The organism is Nonomuraea sp. CX421 (assembly GCF_059358955.1).
Map to the genome: position 1 here is coordinate 1 of NZ_JCADBK010000037.1, position 20,665 is coordinate 20,665.

The window sequence follows — 20,665 nt, forward strand, 5'->3', positions numbered from 1 at the left end:
CCGGGGCGAAAGACGATCGGCCGGGCCAGCACCCGCTCACGCCGGGCGGAGCCGGGCCTGCCCAGATGGCCGTTGCGGACATGGGCGTGCAGGGTGGTGTAGGCGTCGGCGACCTTCTTGATGACGTGCTGCGCGGCCTGGGCCGCCAGCCCGTACCTGTCCTTGACCTGCCCGTAGACGTGCCTGCGCAGATCGTAGTTGCGAAACACCCGCCGGTCGTGGGCGAGCTGCGAGACCCAGGTGGCCGCGTCGTTGACCGCGCGCAACGTCGCCTCCAGCGCCGCCGCCTGCTCAGGCGTCGGCAGCAGCTTCACCCGCACCACCAGCTTCACCTCGAACACATTATCGCCAACCCCATGCCACCGGGATAGGAAACGAAGAACGCCCGGGCTGAGCCGCTCCACGGCCTACCGGTCACCGCACCGCTCGGGCCTTGGCGGCCCTCCCGCGCTGTCGTTTCCTCCCGGGCGTGAACGACTTTGTTGGTCGATTCGGTTGATGATTGCCGGGTCGCGGGAGACGCTGAGGGGACTTGGGCCGCGGAGAGGACGAAGGAGGTTCTGTCGTGTCTCTGCGACCTAGATCCGCTGTTCAGATCCCCGAGGCGACGGTCGCGGTGGCACGAGCGGCGTTCCCCAAGGGATGTCTGGCCATCCGGTTACGAGATGAACTGGGTGTGCTGTTCAGCGACGAGCAGTTCGCCGATGCCTTCCCGCGTCGGGGCGGGCCAGGGCGGGCACCTGGTGAGCTGGCGCTGGTCACGGTGCTGCAGTTCGCCGAGGGGCTGACCGACCGGCAGGCCGCCGATGCGGTCCGCGGGCGGATCGACTGGAAATACGCCCTGGCTCTGGAGTTGACCGACCCGGGATTCGACTTCTCGGTGCTTAGCGAGTTTCGGGGTCGGTTGATCGAGCACGGGATCGAGGACAGGGTCTTCGACCTGCTACTGGATCGCTGCTCGGAGCTGGGGCTGCTGTGTGCCGGTGGACGGCAGCGGACCGATTCCACGCACGTTCTGGCGGCGGTACGGACGTTGAACCGGATGGAGTTCGTCGGGGAGACATTGCGGGCTGCGCTGGAGGCGCTGGCCGCCGCTGCACCCGGCTGGTTGGCGGAGATGGTTGCTCCCGAGTGGATCGAACGCTATGGGCGTCGAGTGGACTCCTACCGCTTTCCCAAAGGAGAGAATGCGCGCACCCAGTGGGCCACCACGGTGGGACAGGATGGCTTTGCCCTGCTGGAGGCCATCCACGCGGGTGATGCCCCGCGCTGGCTGCGGGCCATCCCCGCGGTCGAGACCTTGCGCGTGGCCTGGATCCAGCAGTATCACCGCGACGGCAAGGGGGTGCGCTGGCGGGAGGGCAACGATCTCCCGCCGGCCAGAGCACGGCTGTCTTCGCCCTATGACCGCGATGCTCATTACGGTCTCAAGCGTGGTGCGGGCTGGTGCGGTTACAAGGTGCACCTGAGCGAGACCTGTGAGCCCGATCAGCCGCACCTGATCACCAATGTGCATACGACCGATGCCACTGTGGTCGACAGCGAGGTCACCGAGCAGATCCACCTCGATCTGGCCGGGCGGGGGCTGGAGCCCGGCACCCACGTGGTGGACGCGGGCTACGTCACCGCCACGCTGATCTTGACCGCCCGCCAGGAGAAGGCGATCGACCTGCTGGGGCCGGTCGGGCTGGATACCCATGCCACAGCTAAGCAGGGGCTGGGCCAGGAGGCGTTCACCATCGACTGGCAGACACGCACGGCGACCTGCCCCGCTGGCGCGACCAGTGTCTCCTGGTCCGATCAGCGCAAACCCAACGGGACGCCGATCACCCGGGTACATTTCGCCATCACGGACTGCGGACCCTGCCCACTGCGCGCCTCCTGCACGAAGGCCGATGGTCACCGCTACGGGCGCAGCCCGACCTTGCCACCCGCCGCCCAGCAGAAGATCCTCGACCAGCGCCGCCGCGAGCAGGAGAGCCAGGCGTGGAAGGAGCGCTACGCCGTCCGGGCCGGGGTCGAAGGCACGATCTCCCAGGCCGTCCGGGCAGGCGGAATCCGCCGCACCCGCTATCGAGGACTGCTCAAAACCCGACTCGCGCATCTGCTGACCGCCACCGCGATCAACCTCATCCGCCTGGACGCCTGGTGGACCGACACCCCGATCCGCGGCACTCGCGCCTCTCACCTGGAACGACTCGGCGCTGAACTCGGCCTAGCCGCGTGAACCGAATCGGCCAACAAAGTCGTAAACGCCCAGGGTTCCACGCCAGATCACGCTGAAAAGGATCGCGCGCCGTTGTCGATTCCGGCCGTGCCCGCGTGTCGTAGGGGTGAAGGGCTACGACTGACGAAGCATGGAGGCGTACGACATGTCCGAACGATTCGAAGTGCGGTGGGAGGGCGAGCTGCCCGCCGCCCCGCGCGAGGTGTGGGACGCGTTCACCGTCCACACCGCCGGCTGGTACTGGAAGATCGCATACGAGCCGTGGGTCGGCGGCGCGGAACGCGGCCTCACGAGCGCGGGCACGGTCACCGTCTGGGATCCGCCGCGTCACTTCACCACGCGGTCGGCAGACGGGTCCAACGAGCTCGACTACGTGCTGGAGCCGAGCCGGGGCGGCACCTTCCTGAGCTACCGGCATCGCGGCGAGACCACCGAGAACCACGAGCGGGAGCTCGACGCCTGCCGGCGGCACACCGCCTTCTACTACCACTCACTCGGCGAGTATCTGCGGCACTTCTCCGGGCGTGACGCGGCCTACGTGAGCGCGGAGGCCCCTGACTCGTCGGCGAAGGGCGGGTTCGCGGTGCTGCGCCAGGCCCTGGGCGTGCCCGAGGACGTCGCCGCCGGCGACACGGTTCGGCTGGCACCAGCCGGGATGGAGCCGATAGACGGCGTCGTCGACTACGCCACCGCCACCTTCCTGGGCGTGCGCGGCGACGACGCCCTCTACCGCTTCTACGGCCGTGACGAGTGGGATTGGCCGGTCGGCGTCGCGCACCATATGTTTGTCGCCGGTGCCGACGAGGCGGAGCTCACCCAGACCTGGAGCACCTGGCTGGACGGCGTGTTCGCGAAGGATGTTGTGTGATGCCCCAGTACGCGGTGCTCATCTTCGAGCGCGAGACACCCGGTGGCGTGGCCGACCTGCCACCGGAGATCATGGAGGCCCACGACCGGCTGCCCGATCGGATCGCCGAGCAGGGCGGGCGCATCGTCGCGGGGCTGGCGCTGGAGCCGTCCGCCACGGCCACCGCGATCCGGGGCGACCTGATCACGGACGGCCCGTTCATCGAGACCAAGGAGGCGCTGGCCGGCGTCTTCGTGATCGAGGCGAGTGACCTCGACCACGCGCTGGCGCTGGCCCGGCTGACGCCGATCGTCAGCGGGGGCGTCGAGGTCAGGCCGCTGATCGGGTTCGAGACTCCGGCGGACGACTGAGCCGCGTGGACTCCGTCGATCCCGTCGATTCCGTGGATTCCGTGGAGCAGGCGGTCGCCGACGCGCACCGTCGCGAGTGGGCGTACGTGCTCGCCGCGACGGTGCGCGTCACCCGCGACCTCGACAGCGCCGAGGAGGCGGTGCAGGACGCCTACGTCAAGGCGCTGACCACGTGGACCCACGACGGGGTGCCGGAGCGGCCCGGCGCGTGGCTGACGACGGTCGCGCGGCGCAACGCCCTCAACATGACGCGCCGCGACCGGACCCTGCACGCCAAGCTGCCGCTGCTGGTGCAGCCCGATGACACCGAGCCGTCCGAGGCGTTCGAGCCGTCCGGACCGTCCGGGCGGGACACCATTCCCGACGACCGGCTACGGCTGATCTTCACCTGCTGCCATCCGGCGCTGGCCGAGGAGGCGCGGGTCGCGCTCACACTGCGGCTGGTCTGCGGGGTGGCGACCGAGGACATCGCGCGGGCCTTCCTCGTCGGCGAATCGGCGATGGCCGCCCGGCTGACCCGGGCCAAGAAGAAGATCGCGGTCGCCCGCATCCCTTACGCCGTGCCCGCTCCCGGTGAGCTTCCCCGGCGCCTCGACTCGGTGCTGACCGTCGTCCACCTGCTCTACGCCACCGGCCACACCGCGTACTCCGGCGAGCGGCTCGTCCGCGACGAGCTCATCGGGCGCGCGCTCGACCTGGCCCGGATGCTGCGCCTGCTGCTGCCGGGCGAGCGTGAGACCGCCGGGCTGCTGGCACTGCTGCTGGCCCAGCACGCGCGCCGCGCCACCCGCACCGACGCGCACGGGACGCTGCTGCGCCTGGAGGAGCAGGACCGCTCCGCGTGGGACCACGAGCTGATCGCCGAGGCCGACCGGCTCGTGGTGGCCGCGCTCACCGCCGGTCCGCCCGGACGCTTCACGTTGCAGGCGGCGATCGCCGCTCTGCACGCGCAGGCGCCCACCTACGCCGAGACCGACTGGCCGCAGATCCTCACCCTGTACGGAGAGCTGCTGCGGATCTGGCCGTCACCCGTCGTCGCGCTCAACCGGGCGGTGGCCCTGGCCATGGTCGACGGGCCGTCGGCCGCGCTGGCCGAGGTCGAGGCGCTGGAGGCGGAGGGCCGCCTGGCCGGCTACCGCTACCTGCCCGCGACCAAGGCCGACCTGCTGCACCGCCTCGGCCGCGACACGGAGGCCGTCCGGGCCTACCGGGAGGCCCTGGCACTCAGCGACAACGCCGCCGAACAGGAGTTCCTGACCGGCCGCATCAGATCGGCCGGCCCGGGTGCGAGGTCGAAGCCCGGATGAGCGGGCGGGTGGAGGGCTGCGGACGTACATCCGATTCGTGGCATCATGTCCGGATGACTTGGACTGCTCCCGAGGTGACCCGCACCGGCGGATCGCTGGTCGCGCCCGAGCCCGAGCTGTTGCGGGACCTGCTCGACTGGCATCGTTCGACGCTGCTGCACAAGTGCGCCGGGCTCACCGGAGAGCAGCTCGCCCTGGCGCCCATCCCGCAGTCCAACCTGTCGCTCCTGGGGCTGATCCGGCACCTGTCGAAGGTGGAGCGCAACTGGTTCCGGCGCTTTCGCGGGGAGCCGATCGAGAACCTGTACTCGACCCCGGAGCGGCCCGACGCCGACTTCGAGGACCTCGACCCGGCGCGGGCCGAGACCGAGTACGCCACGCTGCTCACCGAGCAGCACCTGGCCCGCCAGGCCGTGGCGGGCGTGTCACTCGACTCCACGCTGGTCCGGCCCGGCGGCGGCACGTACTCGCTGCGCATGGTCTTCGTCCACATGGTCGGCGAGTACGCCCGGCACAACGGGCACGCCGATCTGATCCGGCAGTGCGTGGACGGCGTCACGGGAGCCTGAGTGACCGCTCCCCCGGCGCGTGAGCGGGCTCGTGCCGGGCAGGCTGTGCCCGCCATCGGGTCTGGCACCCATATGCGCTGGTGGACGGCATGTAGACGACGTCTGAGCCGTCGCGTCGGGGCGGTGCGCAATGCGGCATGGCCCGCATGGACAAATACCCTCACCAGCGGTGAGGCTGGATACATGACCGCACCATCGAACAGGCCCGCGATGCTGGGAGCCCGGGCGAGCCGGCTCGCGCGCACGCCCGCCTCGGCCTTGTTCTGGCGGATCGTCGTGATGAACGGCCTGCTCTTCACCATCGGCCTGACCGTGCTGGCGCTGTCGCCGGCGACGGTCTCCTCCCCCGTGCTGCTCACCGAGGTGCCGATCCTGCTCATCGGACTGGCCCTGATGATCATGGTCAACGCGTTCGTGCTGCGCAACAGTCTCGCGCCGCTCAGCGCCCTCACCACGCTGATGGAACGGGTGGACCTGTTGCGCCACAGCGACCGCATCGCCCACAACGGCAACGGTGACCTGACCACGCTCATCGCCACGTTCAACTCCATGCTCGACCGGCTGGAGGCCGAACGCAGCGCCAGCACCGCCCACACCCTGGCCGCCCAGGAGGCCGAACGCCAGCGCATCGCCCGCGAGCTGCACGACGAGATCGGCCAGAGCCTCACCGTCGTCCTGCTCGGCCTCAAGCGCGCGGTGGACCGCGCCCCCGACGACCTGCGCGAGGAGCTCCACACCGTGCAGGAGACGGTCCGCGCCAGCCTCGACGAGGTGCGTCAGGTGGCCCGCAGACTGCGGCCCGGTGTGCTGGAGGACCTCGGGCTGCTCAGCGCCATGAGTGCGCTGGCCAGCGACTTCTCCCAGATGAGCGGCGTGCCGGTGGCCCGCGTGTTCGACCCCCGGTTGCCCGAGGTGAGCAGCGACGTGGAGCTGGTGATCTACCGCATCGCGCAGGAGGGCCTGACCAACGTCGCCCGCCACGCCCACGCCTCACGCGTGGAGCTGTCGCTGTGCGCCGACGACGGCGACGTGGTGCTGCGCATCACCGACGACGGCGACGGCGGCCCGATCCGCGAGGGCGCCGGCATCCGAGGCATGCGCGAGCGTGCCCTGCTCGTCAACGCCGACCTGACCATCGAGGAGGCGCCGGGGGGCGGGCTCCGGGTTCGTCTGGCCGTGCCGGTCACGAAGGAGCGAGCGTGAACGAGATGAGCGTGGGCGAGATGAGCGTGGGTACGGAGCAGCGGCAGACCCGCATCCTGCTGGCCGACGATCACGCCCTGGTCCGTCACGGGCTGCGGCTGATCCTGGACGCCGAGCCGGACCTGACGGTGGTGGCCGAGGCGGGCGACGGCGCCGAGGCCATCGAGATCGCCACCCGCTCCGGCATCGAGGTCGATCTGGCCATCCTCGACATCGCCATGCCCCGCCTGACCGGCATCCAGGCGGCCCGCGAGATCTCCCGGCGGGCGCCCGGCATCCGGCTGCTCATGCTGTCGATGTACGACAACGAGCAGTACTTCTTCGAGTCGCTCAAGGCGGGCGCCTCCGGGTACGTGCTGAAGTCGGTCGCCGACCGTGACCTGCTGGAGGCGTGCCGGGCCGCGATGCGCGGCGAGCCGTTCCTCTACCCCGGGGCGGTCACCGCCCTCATCCGCGACTACCTGCAGCGCCACGAGCAGGGCGAGACCGTCCCCGACAGCCTGCTGACCCCGCGCGAGGAGGAGATCGTCAAGCTCATCGCCGAAGGGCACTCCTCCAAAGAGATCGCCGACCTTCTGGTGATCAGCGTCAAGACCGTCGACCGGCACCGGGCCAACGTCCTCGGCAAACTGGGCCTGCGCGACCGCCTCGACCTGACCCGGCACGCCATCCGCGCCGGCCTGGTCGAACCCTGACACCGGCTCAGCCGCCGTGTGCGCCCACTCGGCTGACGGTCACCGACTCCGGGTCGGCCGGGGGTGCGGATGGGGGCGTCCGGGGTAGCGTGGCGGCGGCCACGAGAAGGGCGGCCAGGTAGAGGCCGGCACCGGCCAGCAGAGCCGTGGTGTAGCCGGTCGTCAGCGACGCGGGGAGCAAGGCGTCGGCGGTGGCGGCGGTGGCCACGGCGGCCAGGACGACGAGGCCGAGGGCGCCGCCGATCTGCTGGCTGGTGTTGACCAGCCCTGAGGCGATGCCGGTGTCGCGGGCGGCGACGCCCCGCACGCCGCCGATGGTCGTGGTGACGAAGCCCAGGCCGAGCCCGGCTCCCGCGACGAACTGGGCGGGCAGCAGGACGGCGACGTAGCCGGTCTCCGGGGTGAGCAGGGTGAACCAGGCCATGCCTGTGGTCGCCAGGGTCAGGCCGATGACGGTGACCGCGCGTTCGGACAGGCGGCTCAGCAGGCGAGGGCCGATCGTGCCCGAGGCCACGCCGATGCCGAGTGCGAACGGCAGGTAGGCCAGCCCGGTCCGCATCGGGCCGTACCCCTTGATCGTCTGCATGTAGAGGGTGAGGAAGTAGAACGTGGCCATCATGCCCGCGCCCATCAGGAACATGACGGCGTTCGCGCCCGCCCGGCCGCGGTCGCGCAGGATGGTGGGCGGGAGCATCGCGGCCGGGCTGCGTCGCTGCACCAGCAGGAACACGGTCAGGAGCAGCGCCGCGGCGGCGAAGAGGCCGAGGGTGACCGGCTCCGTCCAGCCGTGGGAGCCGGCCCGGTTGATGGCGTAGACGAGGGAGCCCAGGCCGAGGGTGGCGGTCACCGCGCCGGGCAGGTCGACGCGGCCGCGGTCACGACCGCCGTCGACCAGCACGCCGGTGCCGGCCAGCACCGCGACCGCGATCGGCACGTTCACGTACAGGACCCAGCGCCAGTCGAGGTATTCGGTGAGGGCGCCGCCGAGCAGCAGCCCGACGACCGAGCCGAGGCCGCCCATCGCCCCGTAGACGCCGAGCGCCCTGGTGCGGGCCGGACCGGCGGGGAAGGTGGTGGCCAGCAGGGACAGCGCCGTGGGCGCGGCGATGGCGGCGCCGACGCCCTGCAGCGCACGGGCGGCGATGAGCACCGTGCCGGTGGGGGCGAGTCCGCCGAGCAGCGACGCCGCGGTGAACACGACCAGGCCGAGGCGGAAGACGCGGCGGCGGCCGAACAGGTCGCCGGCGCGCCCGCCTATGAGCAGTAGTCCGCCGAAGGCCAGGGCGTAGGCGGTGAGCACCCAGTTCAGGTCGGCCTGGGCGATGCCCAGGGAGCTCTGGATGCTGGGCAGGGCGACGTTCACGATGGTGCCGTCGAGGACGAGCATGAGCTGGGCGGCGGCGATGACCAGCAGGGCCAGGCCGGGACGTTCGCGGGTGGGTGCGCCGGGCAGGGCGCGGACTTCGTCGTGCACGGACATCAAGGGGGCTCTCTCGGTGGTGAGGTGTCAGGGGGTCAGGAGTAGAGGCGCAGGGACGCGTAGGCGGGGCGCCACTCGTCGTGATAGGCGGCCACCAGCGGGGACGGCATCCGGCCGAGGACGCGCGCGGCCGTCTCCGGGTCGGCCTCGTCGAGCAGCCACGGCAGGTAGCGGGGCGCGTCGCCGCCGATCCGGTCGCGGTGCACCTCGGCGAAGTGCTGCCACTGCTCGCCGGTCAGGGTGGCGTCGATCAATGCGAGGCCCTCGGCCTCCTCGTGGCGCAGGTGCCCGCCCAGGCCGGTGACCAGGGCGTCGACCAGCCCGCCGAGGCGTTCGGCGCCGTGGTCGCGGTCGGCCAGCGCCTCGTCGACGCCGGCCAGCAGGGGGTCGATGGCGGCGTGCTCGTCCTCCATGGCGTCCAGCAGGGCGAGGTCGTCGGGACGGGCGGCCAGCGCCTGCCGCATGGCGGGCCACAGCGCGATGTCCTCGGACGTGTGGTGGACCACCAGGAACGTCTTGAACAGTTCCCAGCCTGCGGCGGTCCGCAGCACCTGTCGAGGGTCGTCGCCGGCGCGGGCGGCGACCTTGGCGATGCGCTCCAGCTCGCGCCGCAGGGCGTCGTGCATCGCGAACATCATCGTCATGTCGAGGGTGAAGGTCATGGCTTGGCTCCATGGGCATGGGCGCGCCGGAGGTCTGGCGCGCGGCGAGGTGGCAGGGGATTGGCGCGTCCAGAGGTCCGACGCGATATCAATTACGCTAACTATCCATACTCTAACTGTCAATCTGCCAACTATTTTTCAGCTTAACCATCACCGGCTTCGGTAAGCTGCCCGGCGGAGGTGCATCAGTGGACGACAGGCCGGCCACGACGGAGACCCAGGAAGCCGTCGGCAAGCTGCTGCGCCGGGTCTACGCCCGGTTCACCGCCGAGGCGGTGCGCGACGACCCGCAGGCCCGCGACTACGTCGTCCTCGACACGCTCGCCGACCAGGACGCCGACTCCCAGCACGAGCTGGCCGAGCGGCTCGGCATCAACCGCACGATCATGGTCCGGCTGGTCGACCGGCTGGAAGCCGCCGGCCACGTGACCCGCACCCGCAACCCGGCCAACCGGCGCTCCTACACGCTGTCGATCACCGAGGAGGGTCGCCGGGCCCGGGACGCCATGCGCCGGCAGGTCGCCGAGCGCGACGCCCGCGTCACCGCTCCCCTGACGCCGGCCGAGCGGCGGCGCCTCAACGAGCTGCTGAGCCTGCTGCTTCCCGAGCCCGAGCCGCTCCAGACCACCGCCTTCCTCGTCGCCCAGGCCCACTACCGCCTGCGCCGCATGGGCGACGCGCTGCTGGCCGGCTCGGGGTTGCGCACCCGGCACTTCGGCTCCCTGACGGCGATCGACGAGCTGGGCCCGTGCCCCCAGCAGCGGTTCGCCCAACACCTCGACATCACCGAGCCCGCCGCCGCCCAGGTGGTCGACGAGCTGGTCCAGCTCGGCCTCGTCGCCCGTGGCCGCGACCCCCACGACCGGCGCCGCTACGCCCTGGAGCTCACCGACCTCGGCAGGCGGCGTCTCGTCGTGGTCCACGACGCGCTGCGCCGCCTGCAGGCCGAGATCCTCGACGTCCTCGGCGCCGACGCCGAGCGCGAGCTGCGCACCCTGCTCGGCAAGCTCCTGCCCGAGGAGTGAAGGCTCCCGCCCAAGGGGCGAACGCCCCATGTCCGGTCATATTCGCCCCCGAGGTGCGTGCGAGCCTCTTCGCGGATCGCGCCGAGCTGGGCGAACTCTTCGAAATCGAGCCATTACTCTACGTATAGGATTTTGATCGGTTGTCTGCCGCCACCGTTGGTAGATACACGACATGGTCAACGAGCGAACGGCCGAGGAACCCAAGGAGGGGGCCACGTCGGCCCTCCTGCGGATCGGACACTTCTTCAGCCGGGGCACCTACTCCGATGACCTGAGGGACGTGTCCTATCGGGGCGGACGCGCGGGCGAGGTCTTCTACCGTGACCGCTGGGCGCACGACAAGATCGTACGTTCCACCCACGGAGTCAACTGCACGGGCTCCTGCTCCTGGAAGGTGTACGTCAAGGACGGGATCATCACCTGGGAGACCCAGGAGATCGACTATCCGACGGCAGGCCCCGATCGTCCCGAGTACGAGCCCCGGGGCTGCCCGCGCGGAGCGGCGTTCTCCTGGTACACCTACCACCCGACCCGGGTGCGCTACCCGTACGCGCGCGGCGTGCTCGTGGAGATGTACCGCGAGGCCCGCAGGCGGCTCGGTGACCCGGTGCTGGCCTGGGCGGACGTCGTGGGCGACCCGGAGCGGCGGCGCCGCTACCAGCAGGCGCGCGGCAAGGGCGGGCTGGTGCGCACCACCTGGGACGAGGCGCTGGAGATGATCGCCGCCGCCCATGTGCACACCATCAAGACGCACGGTCCCGACCGGATCGTGGGATTCACCCCCATCCCCGGCCAGTCGATGCTGTCCCACGCGATCGGGACCCGGTTCCTGTCGTTGATCGGCGGCCAGGCGCTGTCGTTCTACGACTGGTACGCCGACCTGCCGGTGGCCTCCCCGCAGGTGTTCGGCGACCAGACCGACGTGCCGGTGTCCGGCGACTGGTGGGACGCGGCCTACCTGATGATGTGGGGCTCCAACGTTCCCGTCACCCGCACGCCCGACGCGCACTGGATGGTCGAGGCCCGCTACAACGGCCAGAAGGTCGTCGTGGTCTCCCCCGACTACGCCGACAACAGCAAGTTCGCCGACGACTGGCTGCACCCCCATCCCGGCACCGACGGCGCGCTGGCCCACGCGATGGGCCAGGTGATCCTGCGCGAGTACTTCGTCGACAGGCAGGTGCCGTACTTCCTCGACTACGTGCGCCGCTTCACCGACATGCCGTTCCTCGTCCGGCTGGAGGAGAAGGACGGCGCGTACATCCCGGGGCGGTTCCTGCGCGCCACCGACCTCGGCGGGGAGCACGCCGCGGCCGAGAACGCCGAATGGCGCACCGTGCTGCTGGACGAGGCCACCGGCGACCTGGTCGTCCCCTCCGGCACCGTCGCCGACCGCTGGTCGCACGAGGACGGACGCTGGAACCTCGACCTCGGCGACGTCCTGCCCCGGCTCACCCTGCACGGCCTGCCCGACGCCGTGGGCGCCGAGGTGCTGCTCCCCCGGTTCGACACCGCCGACGGGTCGGGGGCGGTGCTCCGGCGCGGCGTCCCGGCCAGACGGCTGACGCCCGGCGGGCCGCTGGTCACCACCGTGTACGACCTGATGCTGGCCCGCTACGGCGTCGGCCGCGACGGCGTGCCCGGCGACTGGCCGACCGGCTACGACGACGCCGCGTCCCCCGGCACCCCGGCCTGGCAGGAGACGATCACCTCGGTGCCGGCCGCCGCGGCCATCCGGACCGCCCGCGAGTTCGCCATGACCGCCGAGAGCACCAACGGCCGCTGCATGATCCTCATGGGCGCCGGCACGAACCACTGGTTCCATTCGGAGACCACCTACCGCAACTTCATCACGCTGCTGCTGATCACCGGTTGCATCGGGCGCAACGGCGGCGGCTGGGCCCACTACGTCGGTCAGGAGAAGTGCCGCCCGCTCACCGGCTGGACCACGCTGGCCACCGCGAACGACTGGAAGCGGCCGAGCCGGCAGATGATCGGCACCGGCTTCTTCTTCCTCAACACCGACCAGTGGCGCTACGACCACTTCCGCGCCGACGCCCTGGCCTCGCCGCTCGGCAAGGGACACCTGGCCGGGATGACGGCGGTCGACGTCCTGGCCCAGTCGGCCCGGCTCGGCTGGATGCCCTCCTACCCCACCTTCGACCGCAACCCGCTGGACCTGGCCGACGAGGCCCGCGCCTCCGGCCGGGACCCGGGCGAGCACGTCGCCGGTGAACTGGCGGCGGGCCGGCTGAAGTTCTGCGCCGAGGACCCGGACCATCCGGACAACTGGCCACGCATCCTCATCGCGTGGCGGGCCAATCTGCTGGGCTCGTCCGCCAAGGGAGCCGAGTACTTCCAGCGCCACCTGCTGGGCACGCTCAGCAACCTGCGGGCCACCGAGGCGCCCGAGGACATCCGGCCACGCGACGTGCGCTGGCGCGACCCCGCGCCCGAGGGCAAACTCGACCTGCTGCTCTCGCTGGACTTCCGGATGACGTCCACGACCCTGCTGTCCGACATCGTGCTGCCGGCCGCGACCTGGTACGAGAAACACGATCTGAACGCGACCGACATGCACCCGTTCGTGCACTCGTTCAACCCGGCGGTGGAGCCGCCCTGGCAGGCCCGCACCGACTTCGAGATCTTCAACGACATCGCCGACGGCGTGGCCGAGCTGGCCGGCGAGCATCTGGGCACCCGGTACGACCTGGTGGCCACGCCCTTCCAGCACGACACACCCGGCGAACTGGGCAACCCCACGGGCGTCGCGCAGGACTGGCGGGCCGACGGATCGACACCGGTCCCCGGCCGGACCATGCCGAGCGTGACCGTCGTCGAGCGGGACTACACGGCGATCGCCGCCCAGATGCGCACCCTCGGCCCGCTCGCCGAGTCCAAGGGCGTGCCCTGCAAGGGCGTCAACTACCAGGTGGATCACGAGGTCAGACTGCTGGGCCAGACGAACGGCGTCGCGCGCGGCGGCCCCGCCGACGGCCTGCCGCTGATCGACACCGGCAAGAAGGCGTGCGAGGCGATCCTGGCGCTGTCCGGCTCGACCAACGGACGCCTCGCCGACCAGGGGTTCCGCACCCTGGCCCGGCAGGTGGGCACCGGCAACGGGCTGGCCGACCTCGCCCGCGCCGAAGCCGACCACCGCATCACGTACGCCGCCACCCAGGCGCACCCGCAGACCACCATCACCAGCCCCGAGTGGGCGGGCATCGAGACCAGCGAACGCCAGTACAGCGCCTTCACCATCAACACCGAGCACGGCAAGCCCTGGCACACCCTCACCGGGCGCATGCACTTCTTCCTCGACCACGACTGGATCGCCGAGCTCGGCGAGAACCTGCCGACATACCGGCCGCCGCTGAACATGCACCGGCTGTTCGGAGAGCCCGTCCTCGGCCCGGACGGCGCGCGCGAGGTGACCGTGCGCTATCTCACCCCGCACAACAAGTGGTCCATCCACTCCGAATACCAGGACAACCTGATCATGCTGTCGCTGTCGCGAGGCGGTCAGGTCATCTGGATCAGCCCGCAGGACGCCGAGGCCATCGGCGTCGCCGACAACGACTGGGTCGAGGCGGTCAACCGCAACGGCGTGGTGGTCGCCCGGGCCATCGTGTCCTACCGGATGCCGGCCGGGACGGTCTACATGCACCACGCCCAGGACCGCGTCATCGCCGTCCCCAAGAGCGAGACCACCGGACGGCGGGGCGGCATCCACAACTCGCTGACGCGCGTGCTCGTCAAACCCACCCATTTCATCGGTGGATACGCCCAGCTCTCCTTCTTCCCCAACTACATGGGCCCGGTCGGCACCCAGCGTGACGAGATCACGGTGATCCGGCGACGGGCACAGAAGGTCGAGTACTGATGCGCGTCATGGCCCAGATCTGCATGGTGATGAACCTCGACAAGTGCATCGGGTGTCACACCTGCTCGGTCACCTGCAAGCAGACGTGGACGAGCCGGCCCGGCGTCGAGTACGTGTGGTTCAACAATGTGGAGACGCGCCCCGGGCAGGGCTATCCACGCCGCTACGAGGACCAGGAACGCTGGCGGGGAGGCTGGAAGCTGACCTCGCGGGGCCGGCTGGTCCCCAAGGCGGGCGGGCGGATGCGCCGGCTGGCGAGCATCTTCGCCAACCCGCTGCTGCCCAACATCCGCGACTACTACGAGCCGTGGACCTACGACTACAACGACCTGTTCGACACCCCCGCCGGTGACGACTTCCCGGTGGCGGCGCCCCGCTCGCTCATCAGCGGCAAGCGGATGGACAACATCACCTGGTCGGCCAACTGGGACGACGACCTGGGCGGCATGCCGCAGCACCAGGGCGACGACGTCGTCCTGCAGCGGATCCAGGACAAGGTGCGCACGGAGCTCGAGCAGACCTTCATGTTCTACCTGCCGCGCATCTGTGAGCACTGCATCAACCCGTCGTGCGTGGCGTCCTGCCCGTCGGGCGCGCTGTACAAGCGCGTGGAGGACGGGATCGTGCTGGTCGACCAGGACCGCTGCCGCGGCTGGCGGATGTGCGTCACGGGCTGCCCGTACAAGAAGATGTACTTCAACCACCGCACCGGCAAGGCCGAGAAGTGCACCTTCTGCTTCCCGCGCGTCGAGGTCGGTCAGCCCACCGTCTGCTCCGAGACCTGCGTCGGCCGGTTGCGCTACATCGGCGTGCTGCTGTACGACGCCGACCGGGCGCCGGAGGCCGCGGCCACCCCGCGCGAGCAGGACCTCTACCCGGCGCAGCTCAGCCTGTTCCTCGACCCGCACGACCCGGAAGTCCGGCGGGCCGCCGAGCGGGCGGGCATCCCGCACGACTGGATCCAGGCGGCCCGCCGCTCGCCCGTCTACGACCTGATCGCCACCTACGGCGTGGCGTTGCCGCTGCATCCGGAGTACCGCACGCTGCCGATGGTCTGGTACGTGCCTCCGCTCTCGCCCGTGGTGGAGGCGATCACCGCCTCGGGCCACGACGGCGAGGACTACCAGAACCTGTTCGGCGCCATCGACACGCTCCGCATCCCGGTCTCCTACCTGGCCGAGCTCTTCACGGCGGGCGACCCGGCCCCCGTCGAGCTGGCGTTGCGACGGCTGGCCGCGATGCGCTCCCACCGGCGGCGGATCAACCTCGGCGAGCCGGTCGACCCGGAGATCGCCGCTTCGGTCGGCTTCGGCGTCGAGAAGCTGGACAGCATGTTCCGGCTGCTCGCCCTGGCGAAGTACGAGGAGCGCTACGTCATCCCGACGGCCGCCGCCGGAGACGTACGGAACCTGGAGGAGACCGCGCTGAGCGGATGCAGCCTTGACTACGAGGGCGGTCCGGGGATGGGCGGCACCGAGACGTCGGGGCCGTTCGGTGAGGCGTCCGGCCGGCCGGCGCCCCTGTCCGTGGAGACCTTCCACGGCCTGCGCGAACGCCAGACCTCGGAGTCGGCCGCCGACACCTCCGGCCACAGGGGCCGGATCAACCTGCTCAACTGGGACGGCCGCGGCCTTCCCGAGGGGCTGTTCCCGTACCGGTCGCAGGGCGGCGACGGCCCCCGAGGCGGTCAGGTGGACAAGGGCGAGGGGCTGGGCGCCGAACCGGGCGAGATCAGCGAGCGGCGCAAGCGCGAGGAGTCGTGATGAAGCCACCATGGACCTCGCGGCGACCCGAGCTGTCCGCCGACGGCGTGGCCGTGGTGCGCCGGGCGGCCGGGCTGTGCCTGCGCTACCCCGACCAAGCCCTGCTCGACCGGCTGCCGCTGATCCGGGCCGCGCTCGCTGAGACCGGCGCGCATCCGCCGGTTGCCGCCGTCGCCGAGTTCGCCGAGCACCTGGCGGGCCAGGAGCCGCTGCGGGCCGAGGAGCACTATGTGTCGGTCTTCGACATCCGCAACCGCCGCTCGCTGCACCTGACCTGGTGGACCGACGGCGACACCCGCCGCCGGGGGTTCTCCCTCGCCGCGATCAAGGCGCGCTACCGGGCGCACGGCCTGACGCCTCCAGGGAACGACGAGCTGCCCGACTACCTGCCCGTCGTCCTCGATTACGCGACCCTGGAGCGCGAGGACGGGACGGAGCTGCTCCAGGAACACCGGGCCGGGCTCGAACTGCTGAAGTTCGCCCTGATCAAGGTCGCCACGCCGTACGCGCGGCTGCTGGAAGCGGTGTGCGGCACGCTGCCCGGTGCCTCTCCCCGCACCCCTGAGGAGGCCACCCGGATGGCCCGCCGCCCGCTCGACGGCGGCCCGGAACTGGTCGGGCTGGGCACCATCGGACTCCCCTCGTCGCATCCCATCGCCACCACCGGGGGTCTCACGTGATCTCGTCCGTGCCGGGCCGGAGCCGCCAGGCCCTGCCCACTTCGATGGTGAGGGTCCATGATGCCCTCGCCCATTGACATCTTCCTGTGGGGAGCCTTTCCCTACATCGCCGTGGCAATCCTGGTCACCGGCCTCATCTGGCGATACCGCTACGACAAGTTCGGCTGGACGACCCGCTCGTCCGAGCTGTACGAGTCGCGGCTGCTGCGGTGGGGCAGCCCGATGTTCCACATGGGACTGCTCATCGTGCTGCTGGGCCACCTTCTCGGCCTGTTCGTCCCGCAGAGCTGGACGAGCGCGATCGGGCTCAGCGAGAACATCTACCACTCCCTGGCGCTCTGGCTCGGCATCGCCGCCGGCGTGCTGACCTACGCCGGCATCGTCCTGCTCGTCTGGCGGCGGCGCACCACCGGGCCGGTCTTCCTGGCCACCACCGTCAACGACAAGATCATGTACATCTTCCTGGTCGCGGCGCTGACGTTCGGGCTGGCCGCCACGCTGATCAACGCCGCGACGCTGCACTACAACTACCGCGTCGACCTCTCGCCCTGGGTGCGCAGCCTCTTCGTGTTCCAGCCCGAGGTGGCGCTCATGGCGCGCACGCCGATCGAGTACCGCATCCACGCGATCTCCGGCCTGCTGCTGTTCGCGATCCTGCCGTTCACCCGGCTGGTCCACGCGTTCGCCGCGCCCGTGCAGTATCTGTTCAGGCCGTACATCGTCTACCGGGCCCGCGACCCGCAGAACATCGGCACCGCGGCGCTCCGGCCGGGCTGGAAACGGAGCGACGTTTGACCCGCGGGGCGAAGCCCTACCACCTGGAGTCGTTGGAGGACCGGTATCCCAGGTGGGTGGTGCGTTCGCTCTACACGGGCGTCAACAGCTTCATCTCGATCTTCCTCATGGCGATCATCGCCTACAACACCGACGCCCCGTTCGTCTTCCCGTCCCTGGGCCCCACGGCCTTCCTGCTCTTCTACACGCCGCTGGCGGCCGCGTCCTCGCCGCACAACGCCCTGGTCGGACACCTGATCGGCGTACTGGCCGGATGGTTCTCGCTCGCGGTCACCGGCCTGCTCGCCGTGCCGCCCGACCTGGAGAAGATCGACTGGCAGCGGATCCTGGCCTGCGCCATCGCGCTCGGCCTGACCTGTGGGCTGATGCCGGTCTTCCAGGCGGCGCATCCGCCGGCCGGCGCCACCACCCTGATCGTCTCGCTGGGCCTGCTGCGGACCCCCGACCACCTGCTGATCATGATGGTCGCGGTGTTCGTCATCGTCCTGCAGGGCTTCGTCATCAACCGGGGTGCCGGCCTGCCGTACCCGATGTGGCGAAAGCGGGCGAAGAACGCGCCGCCGGACGACTGACCGGCCGGCCAGGGGTTCGCTTCTGGTGCCAAGCCCTTGCATCCGGTACCCAGGTACAGGTTTACCGTCGAGGCATGACCCACGACATCGCCCTCGACTTGGGATGGGCTCCCTCAGCCTGCACCCTGCCCACCGCCGAGCAACCGCTTCGCGTGGCCGAGTTCGACGCCTTGTTCGCCGACGCGCTGCGGGGCGTGGCGCGGCCGGAGCACACCCGGCTGCGCCTGGACCTCGCCTTCAGCCCGGACAACGCGGCGCGGGCGGCCGAACTGGCGGCCCGGGAGAACGGCTGCTGCTCCTTCTTCACCTTCACCCTCACCATCGCCGGCGGCGGCCTGGCGCTGGAGGTGACGGTGCCCGCGGAACAGACCGACATGCTGGACGCGCTGCAGGCCCGCGCGGGCACCCCTGAGGCGGGACCACCGGCGTGAGACGGCACCTCGACCCGCAGGACCCGGCCGGGCCGTACCTGCGCAGCGGGCAGGTGGCCGAGCAGGCCGGGGTCAACCCGCAGACCCTGCGCTACTACGAACGCCGTGGGCTGATCGCCGAACCGCGGCGCAGCCCCGGTGGGCACCGCGCGTACCCACCGGAGACCGTCACCCTGCTGACGGTGATCAAAGCGGCGCAGCGGCTCGGCTTCACGCTGGAGGAGGTGGCCGAGCTGCTCGACACCGGCCGGCGCGGCCACCCCACTGCTGACCTGCGCGAGCGCGCCCAGGAGAAGATCGCCGAGGTGGACGCGCGGATCGCCGACCTGACCACCATCCGGTCCGCGCTGAGCGCGGTGGTGAGCGCCGGCTGCGACAGCCTGACCCACTGCACCTGCCCGGACTGTCCCTTGCCCTACGCCGACCTGGCCGCGAGCCGTGATAGATGATCAACGCGGTGAGAGGCATGACCGCCAAACGGAGACCTTGTCGGCGGTCGACGGCCCAACCGAGGTCGTCGTAACCGGCTGAGTGCGGGCTCGCCTCACCGATCCGGGCCGGGACCTCGCCGGGCCGCGCTGCGCTGTACGGCTATCGCCGCCCCGAGGGCGAGGGCGGCGTATCCACAGGTCACGGTCAAACCTGCCCATGGCGGGAGCGGGTAGTAGACCCCGAGCAGTGATGAGATCACGTCCACGTGCGCGAACGTGGGGACGCTCTGCGTGATCGCGAATCCGGCGGCAGGGGTGATCATCAGCAGCCAGGGCGGCAGGCCCGCAGTCGCCAGCAGGTAGGGCACGACGATCAGCGTGATGGCCAGTCCGATGGCGACGATGCCCCGCTTGACCAGCGCGGCCAGGCCCAGAGCCAGCACGGCGGCGGTCGCGGTCAGCGCCGCGTAGCCGACGATCACCCGCAGCTCGGTACCCAAGGTGATCGGCTGAATCGGGTTCTGATGGGCACGCAACAGCGCCAGGCCGACAGGAACCGCGACCCCCGAGGACACCAGCCCCGCCACGAACGCGACCGCGCCGACCACCACGGCCTTGGCCGCCAGCACCCGCGCCGGATGCCGCGCGACCGGCAGGCTGCTCCTGGCCGGCTCGCGCCGGTGTTCCGCCGTGAAGAACGTGACGGCCGCGACGAGCGCCGGGATCAGCCCCACGGCCCCGCCGATCAGCATGAGGTCCGCGCGCACACCGCCCTCCACCGTGGCGGGCCCGATGTCACCACTCCCGGTCACGATGAGCTGGTCGCCGGACTCGACGACCCCGCCCGGGTGATGCGGGGTCTTGCCGTCGGACTCCATGACGACGCCGACGTCGTCGTGGTGCCACGAACCGTTCGCGCCCCGCAGGGTGATCTGGTCGAAGGTGGCGGTGGTCGCGGAGAAGGCCTTCGCCATCTCCCACAACGCGCCTGGCGAGGTGGCGAACAGCCCGATCTCGACCCTCTCCGGCAGCCCGGTCAGCGTGACCGTGCCGATCTCGGCCCACGTCCTGCCGTCATCTGACTCGTAGCCGGTGACGGTGTCGCCCGACTTGGTCAGCCGCAGCCACTGCGGGCCATTGTGCGGACCGCCCGGCACGTCATGGAGGTAGTTGTACTGCATCCGCACACCGTGGGCTCCGGTGAGCATGACGGCGGCATATGGCGTGCCCTGCGTGAGGCTCTGCCTGACCAGGAGCCCGGCCTTCGCCCACGGCACCACCCCCTCCTTGACGTTGCGCACCCCGGGTACGACGTCCGGCAGCCGGATCTGCCCGGTCATGTCCGACACGCGGGCGGTGATGCTGCCGTTCCCGCTGAGCGGCTGGTGCACGAAGTAGTACTTGTCGCTCACCGCCGTACCGTCGGGACCCACCACTGGCGCAGGGCAGGGGCCCTCTCCCTTCCCGGTCACGCAGACGCTGCGGACGCCCCCGGCGATCAGCAGTCCGAGCGACACGGTGACCAGTACGGACGCCGCCATGGCCAGCACCCAGCCCGGCGCGGAGCGGAACCTGGTCCACTCCGCGCGCAGCATCTGTGGGAAGCCGTCCCGCCCGGCCCGCCGGCCGGATCGGTCAGGCGTGAATGAACTCATGCCGACGGTTGTACGGGGCACCCGGTTCCAGCCGGGTCGCAGCCGCCGCGACCCGGCTGCGACCGGGGA

Annotated in this window: 18 protein-coding genes and 1 pseudogene; 15 read left to right on the forward strand and 4 right to left on the reverse strand. The window is 70.8% G+C overall.

What is annotated here, in order from left to right; all coding sequences use genetic code 11:
• Positions 1 to 332, reverse strand: a pseudogene (locus tag AC5L3X_RS37025) (RNA-guided endonuclease TnpB family protein); the annotation flags it as partial.
• Positions 333 to 565: 233 nt separating this feature from the next.
• On the opposite strand from AC5L3X_RS37025, the gene AC5L3X_RS37030 reads away from it, so the two are divergent.
• From AC5L3X_RS37030 to AC5L3X_RS37060, 7 genes are all read left to right on the forward strand, one after another.
• A complete protein-coding gene (locus tag AC5L3X_RS37030) occupies positions 566 to 2,227 on the forward strand; it encodes an IS1182 family transposase (protein ID WP_494863307.1) in 1,662 nt (553 codons plus the stop codon).
• A 145-nt stretch (positions 2,228 to 2,372) separates the two neighbouring features.
• A complete protein-coding gene (locus AC5L3X_RS37035; RefSeq protein ID WP_494863309.1) occupies positions 2,373 to 3,095 on the forward strand; it encodes an SRPBCC domain-containing protein in 723 nt (240 codons plus the stop codon).
• Positions 3,095 to 3,445 (forward strand): YciI family protein, encoded by a 351-nt coding sequence (locus tag AC5L3X_RS37040; protein ID WP_494863401.1) that lies wholly within the window; start codon positions 3,095 to 3,097, stop codon positions 3,443 to 3,445. The genes AC5L3X_RS37035 and AC5L3X_RS37040 overlap by 1 nt, the downstream gene beginning before the upstream one ends.
• 32 nt (positions 3,446 to 3,477) lie before the next feature.
• Positions 3,478 to 4,752, forward strand: a complete 1,275-nt coding sequence (locus AC5L3X_RS37045) for an RNA polymerase sigma factor (protein ID WP_494863311.1) — start codon at positions 3,478 to 3,480, stop codon at positions 4,750 to 4,752.
• A gap of 53 nt (positions 4,753 to 4,805) precedes the next feature.
• Positions 4,806 to 5,321 carry a DinB family protein gene (locus tag AC5L3X_RS37050; RefSeq protein WP_494863313.1) on the forward strand — a complete coding sequence of 172 codons (516 nt, stop codon included), beginning with the start codon at positions 4,806 to 4,808 and terminating at the stop codon, positions 5,319 to 5,321.
• 183 nt (positions 5,322 to 5,504) lie between these two features.
• Positions 5,505 to 6,524, forward strand: coding sequence for a HAMP domain-containing sensor histidine kinase (locus tag AC5L3X_RS37055; protein WP_189128993.1), 1,020 nt, complete (start codon positions 5,505 to 5,507; stop codon positions 6,522 to 6,524).
• A 5-nt stretch (positions 6,525 to 6,529) separates the two neighbouring features.
• On the forward strand, positions 6,530 to 7,219 hold the full coding sequence (locus tag AC5L3X_RS37060) for a response regulator (protein ID WP_189129026.1): 690 nt from the start codon (positions 6,530 to 6,532) through the stop codon (positions 7,217 to 7,219).
• Between the two features lie 7 nt (positions 7,220 to 7,226).
• Here AC5L3X_RS37060 and AC5L3X_RS37065 read toward each other — a convergent pair whose 3' ends face one another.
• Positions 7,227 to 8,699 (reverse strand): MFS transporter, encoded by a 1,473-nt coding sequence (locus AC5L3X_RS37065; protein WP_494863314.1) that lies wholly within the window; start codon positions 8,697 to 8,699, stop codon positions 7,227 to 7,229.
• A 35-nt stretch (positions 8,700 to 8,734) separates the two neighbouring features.
• Complete coding sequence (locus AC5L3X_RS37070) at positions 8,735 to 9,361, reverse strand: hemerythrin domain-containing protein (protein WP_494863316.1); 627 nt, start codon at positions 9,359 to 9,361, stop codon at positions 8,735 to 8,737.
• Positions 9,362 to 9,549: 188 nt separating this feature from the next.
• On the opposite strand from AC5L3X_RS37070, the gene AC5L3X_RS37075 reads away from it, so the two are divergent.
• From AC5L3X_RS37075 to AC5L3X_RS37110, 8 genes are all read left to right on the forward strand, one after another.
• On the forward strand, positions 9,550 to 10,386 hold the full coding sequence (locus AC5L3X_RS37075; RefSeq protein ID WP_494863317.1) for a MarR family winged helix-turn-helix transcriptional regulator: 837 nt from the start codon (positions 9,550 to 9,552) through the stop codon (positions 10,384 to 10,386).
• Positions 10,387 to 10,558: 172 nt separating this feature from the next.
• A complete protein-coding gene (locus tag AC5L3X_RS37080; RefSeq protein ID WP_494863319.1) occupies positions 10,559 to 14,269 on the forward strand; it encodes a nitrate reductase subunit alpha in 3,711 nt (1,236 codons plus the stop codon).
• The gene (gene narH, locus AC5L3X_RS37085) at positions 14,269 to 16,032 is read left to right on the forward strand and encodes a nitrate reductase subunit beta (protein WP_494863320.1); all 1,764 of its coding nucleotides are present in this window, start codon (positions 14,269 to 14,271) and stop codon (positions 16,030 to 16,032) included. Before AC5L3X_RS37080 ends, narH begins: the two co-directional genes overlap by 1 nt.
• A complete protein-coding gene (gene narJ / locus AC5L3X_RS37090; protein ID WP_494863321.1) occupies positions 16,032 to 16,712 on the forward strand; it encodes a nitrate reductase molybdenum cofactor assembly chaperone in 681 nt (226 codons plus the stop codon). Before narH ends, narJ begins: the two co-directional genes overlap by 1 nt.
• A 60-nt stretch (positions 16,713 to 16,772) precedes the next feature.
• Positions 16,773 to 17,507, forward strand: coding sequence for a respiratory nitrate reductase subunit gamma (gene narI, locus AC5L3X_RS37095; RefSeq protein ID WP_494863322.1), 735 nt, complete (start codon positions 16,773 to 16,775; stop codon positions 17,505 to 17,507).
• The gene (locus AC5L3X_RS37100) at positions 17,504 to 18,079 is read left to right on the forward strand and encodes an HPP family protein (RefSeq protein WP_494863323.1); all 576 of its coding nucleotides are present in this window, start codon (positions 17,504 to 17,506) and stop codon (positions 18,077 to 18,079) included. The genes narI and AC5L3X_RS37100 overlap by 4 nt, the downstream gene beginning before the upstream one ends.
• A gap of 74 nt (positions 18,080 to 18,153) precedes the next feature.
• Positions 18,154 to 18,510 (forward strand): hypothetical protein, encoded by a 357-nt coding sequence (locus tag AC5L3X_RS37105; protein WP_494863325.1) that lies wholly within the window; start codon positions 18,154 to 18,156, stop codon positions 18,508 to 18,510.
• On the forward strand, positions 18,507 to 18,959 hold the full coding sequence (locus AC5L3X_RS37110) for a MerR family transcriptional regulator (RefSeq protein ID WP_494863326.1): 453 nt from the start codon (positions 18,507 to 18,509) through the stop codon (positions 18,957 to 18,959). Before AC5L3X_RS37105 ends, AC5L3X_RS37110 begins: the two co-directional genes overlap by 4 nt.
• 95 nt (positions 18,960 to 19,054) lie before the next feature.
• Here the strand turns inward: AC5L3X_RS37110 and AC5L3X_RS37115 are convergent, their stop codons facing one another.
• Positions 19,055 to 20,596 carry a DUF1349 domain-containing protein gene (locus AC5L3X_RS37115; RefSeq protein ID WP_494863327.1) on the reverse strand — a complete coding sequence of 514 codons (1,542 nt, stop codon included), beginning with the start codon at positions 20,594 to 20,596 and terminating at the stop codon, positions 19,055 to 19,057.
• Positions 20,597 to 20,665 lie beyond the last annotated feature (69 nt).

Bases quoted from the DNA above. Each gene is read 5' to 3' on its own strand.
- AC5L3X_RS37035 (WP_494863309.1), top strand. From the start codon at position 2,373: ATGTCCGAACGATTCGAAGTGCGGTGGGAGGGCGAGCTGCCCGCCGCC.
- AC5L3X_RS37040 (WP_494863401.1), top strand. From the start codon at position 3,095: ATGCCCCAGTACGCGGTGCTCATCTTCGAGCGCGAGACACCCGGTGGC.
- AC5L3X_RS37050 (WP_494863313.1), top strand. From the start codon at position 4,806: ATGACTTGGACTGCTCCCGAGGTGACCCGCACCGGCGGATCGCTGGTC.
- AC5L3X_RS37055 (WP_189128993.1), top strand. From the start codon at position 5,505: ATGACCGCACCATCGAACAGGCCCGCGATGCTGGGAGCCCGGGCGAGC.
- AC5L3X_RS37060 (WP_189129026.1), top strand. From the start codon at position 6,530: ATGAGCGTGGGCGAGATGAGCGTGGGTACGGAGCAGCGGCAGACCCGC.
- AC5L3X_RS37065 (WP_494863314.1), bottom strand. From the start codon at position 8,699: ATGTCCGTGCACGACGAAGTCCGCGCCCTGCCCGGCGCACCCACCCGC.
- AC5L3X_RS37070 (WP_494863316.1), bottom strand. From the start codon at position 9,361: ATGACCTTCACCCTCGACATGACGATGATGTTCGCGATGCACGACGCC.
- AC5L3X_RS37080 (WP_494863319.1), top strand. From the start codon at position 10,559: ATGGTCAACGAGCGAACGGCCGAGGAACCCAAGGAGGGGGCCACGTCG.
- narH (WP_494863320.1), top strand. From the start codon at position 14,269: ATGCGCGTCATGGCCCAGATCTGCATGGTGATGAACCTCGACAAGTGC.
- narJ (WP_494863321.1), top strand. From the start codon at position 16,032: ATGAAGCCACCATGGACCTCGCGGCGACCCGAGCTGTCCGCCGACGGC.
- narI (WP_494863322.1), top strand. From the start codon at position 16,773: ATGCCCTCGCCCATTGACATCTTCCTGTGGGGAGCCTTTCCCTACATC.
- AC5L3X_RS37105 (WP_494863325.1), top strand. From the start codon at position 18,154: ATGACCCACGACATCGCCCTCGACTTGGGATGGGCTCCCTCAGCCTGC.
- AC5L3X_RS37115 (WP_494863327.1), bottom strand. From the start codon at position 20,596: ATGAGTTCATTCACGCCTGACCGATCCGGCCGGCGGGCCGGGCGGGAC.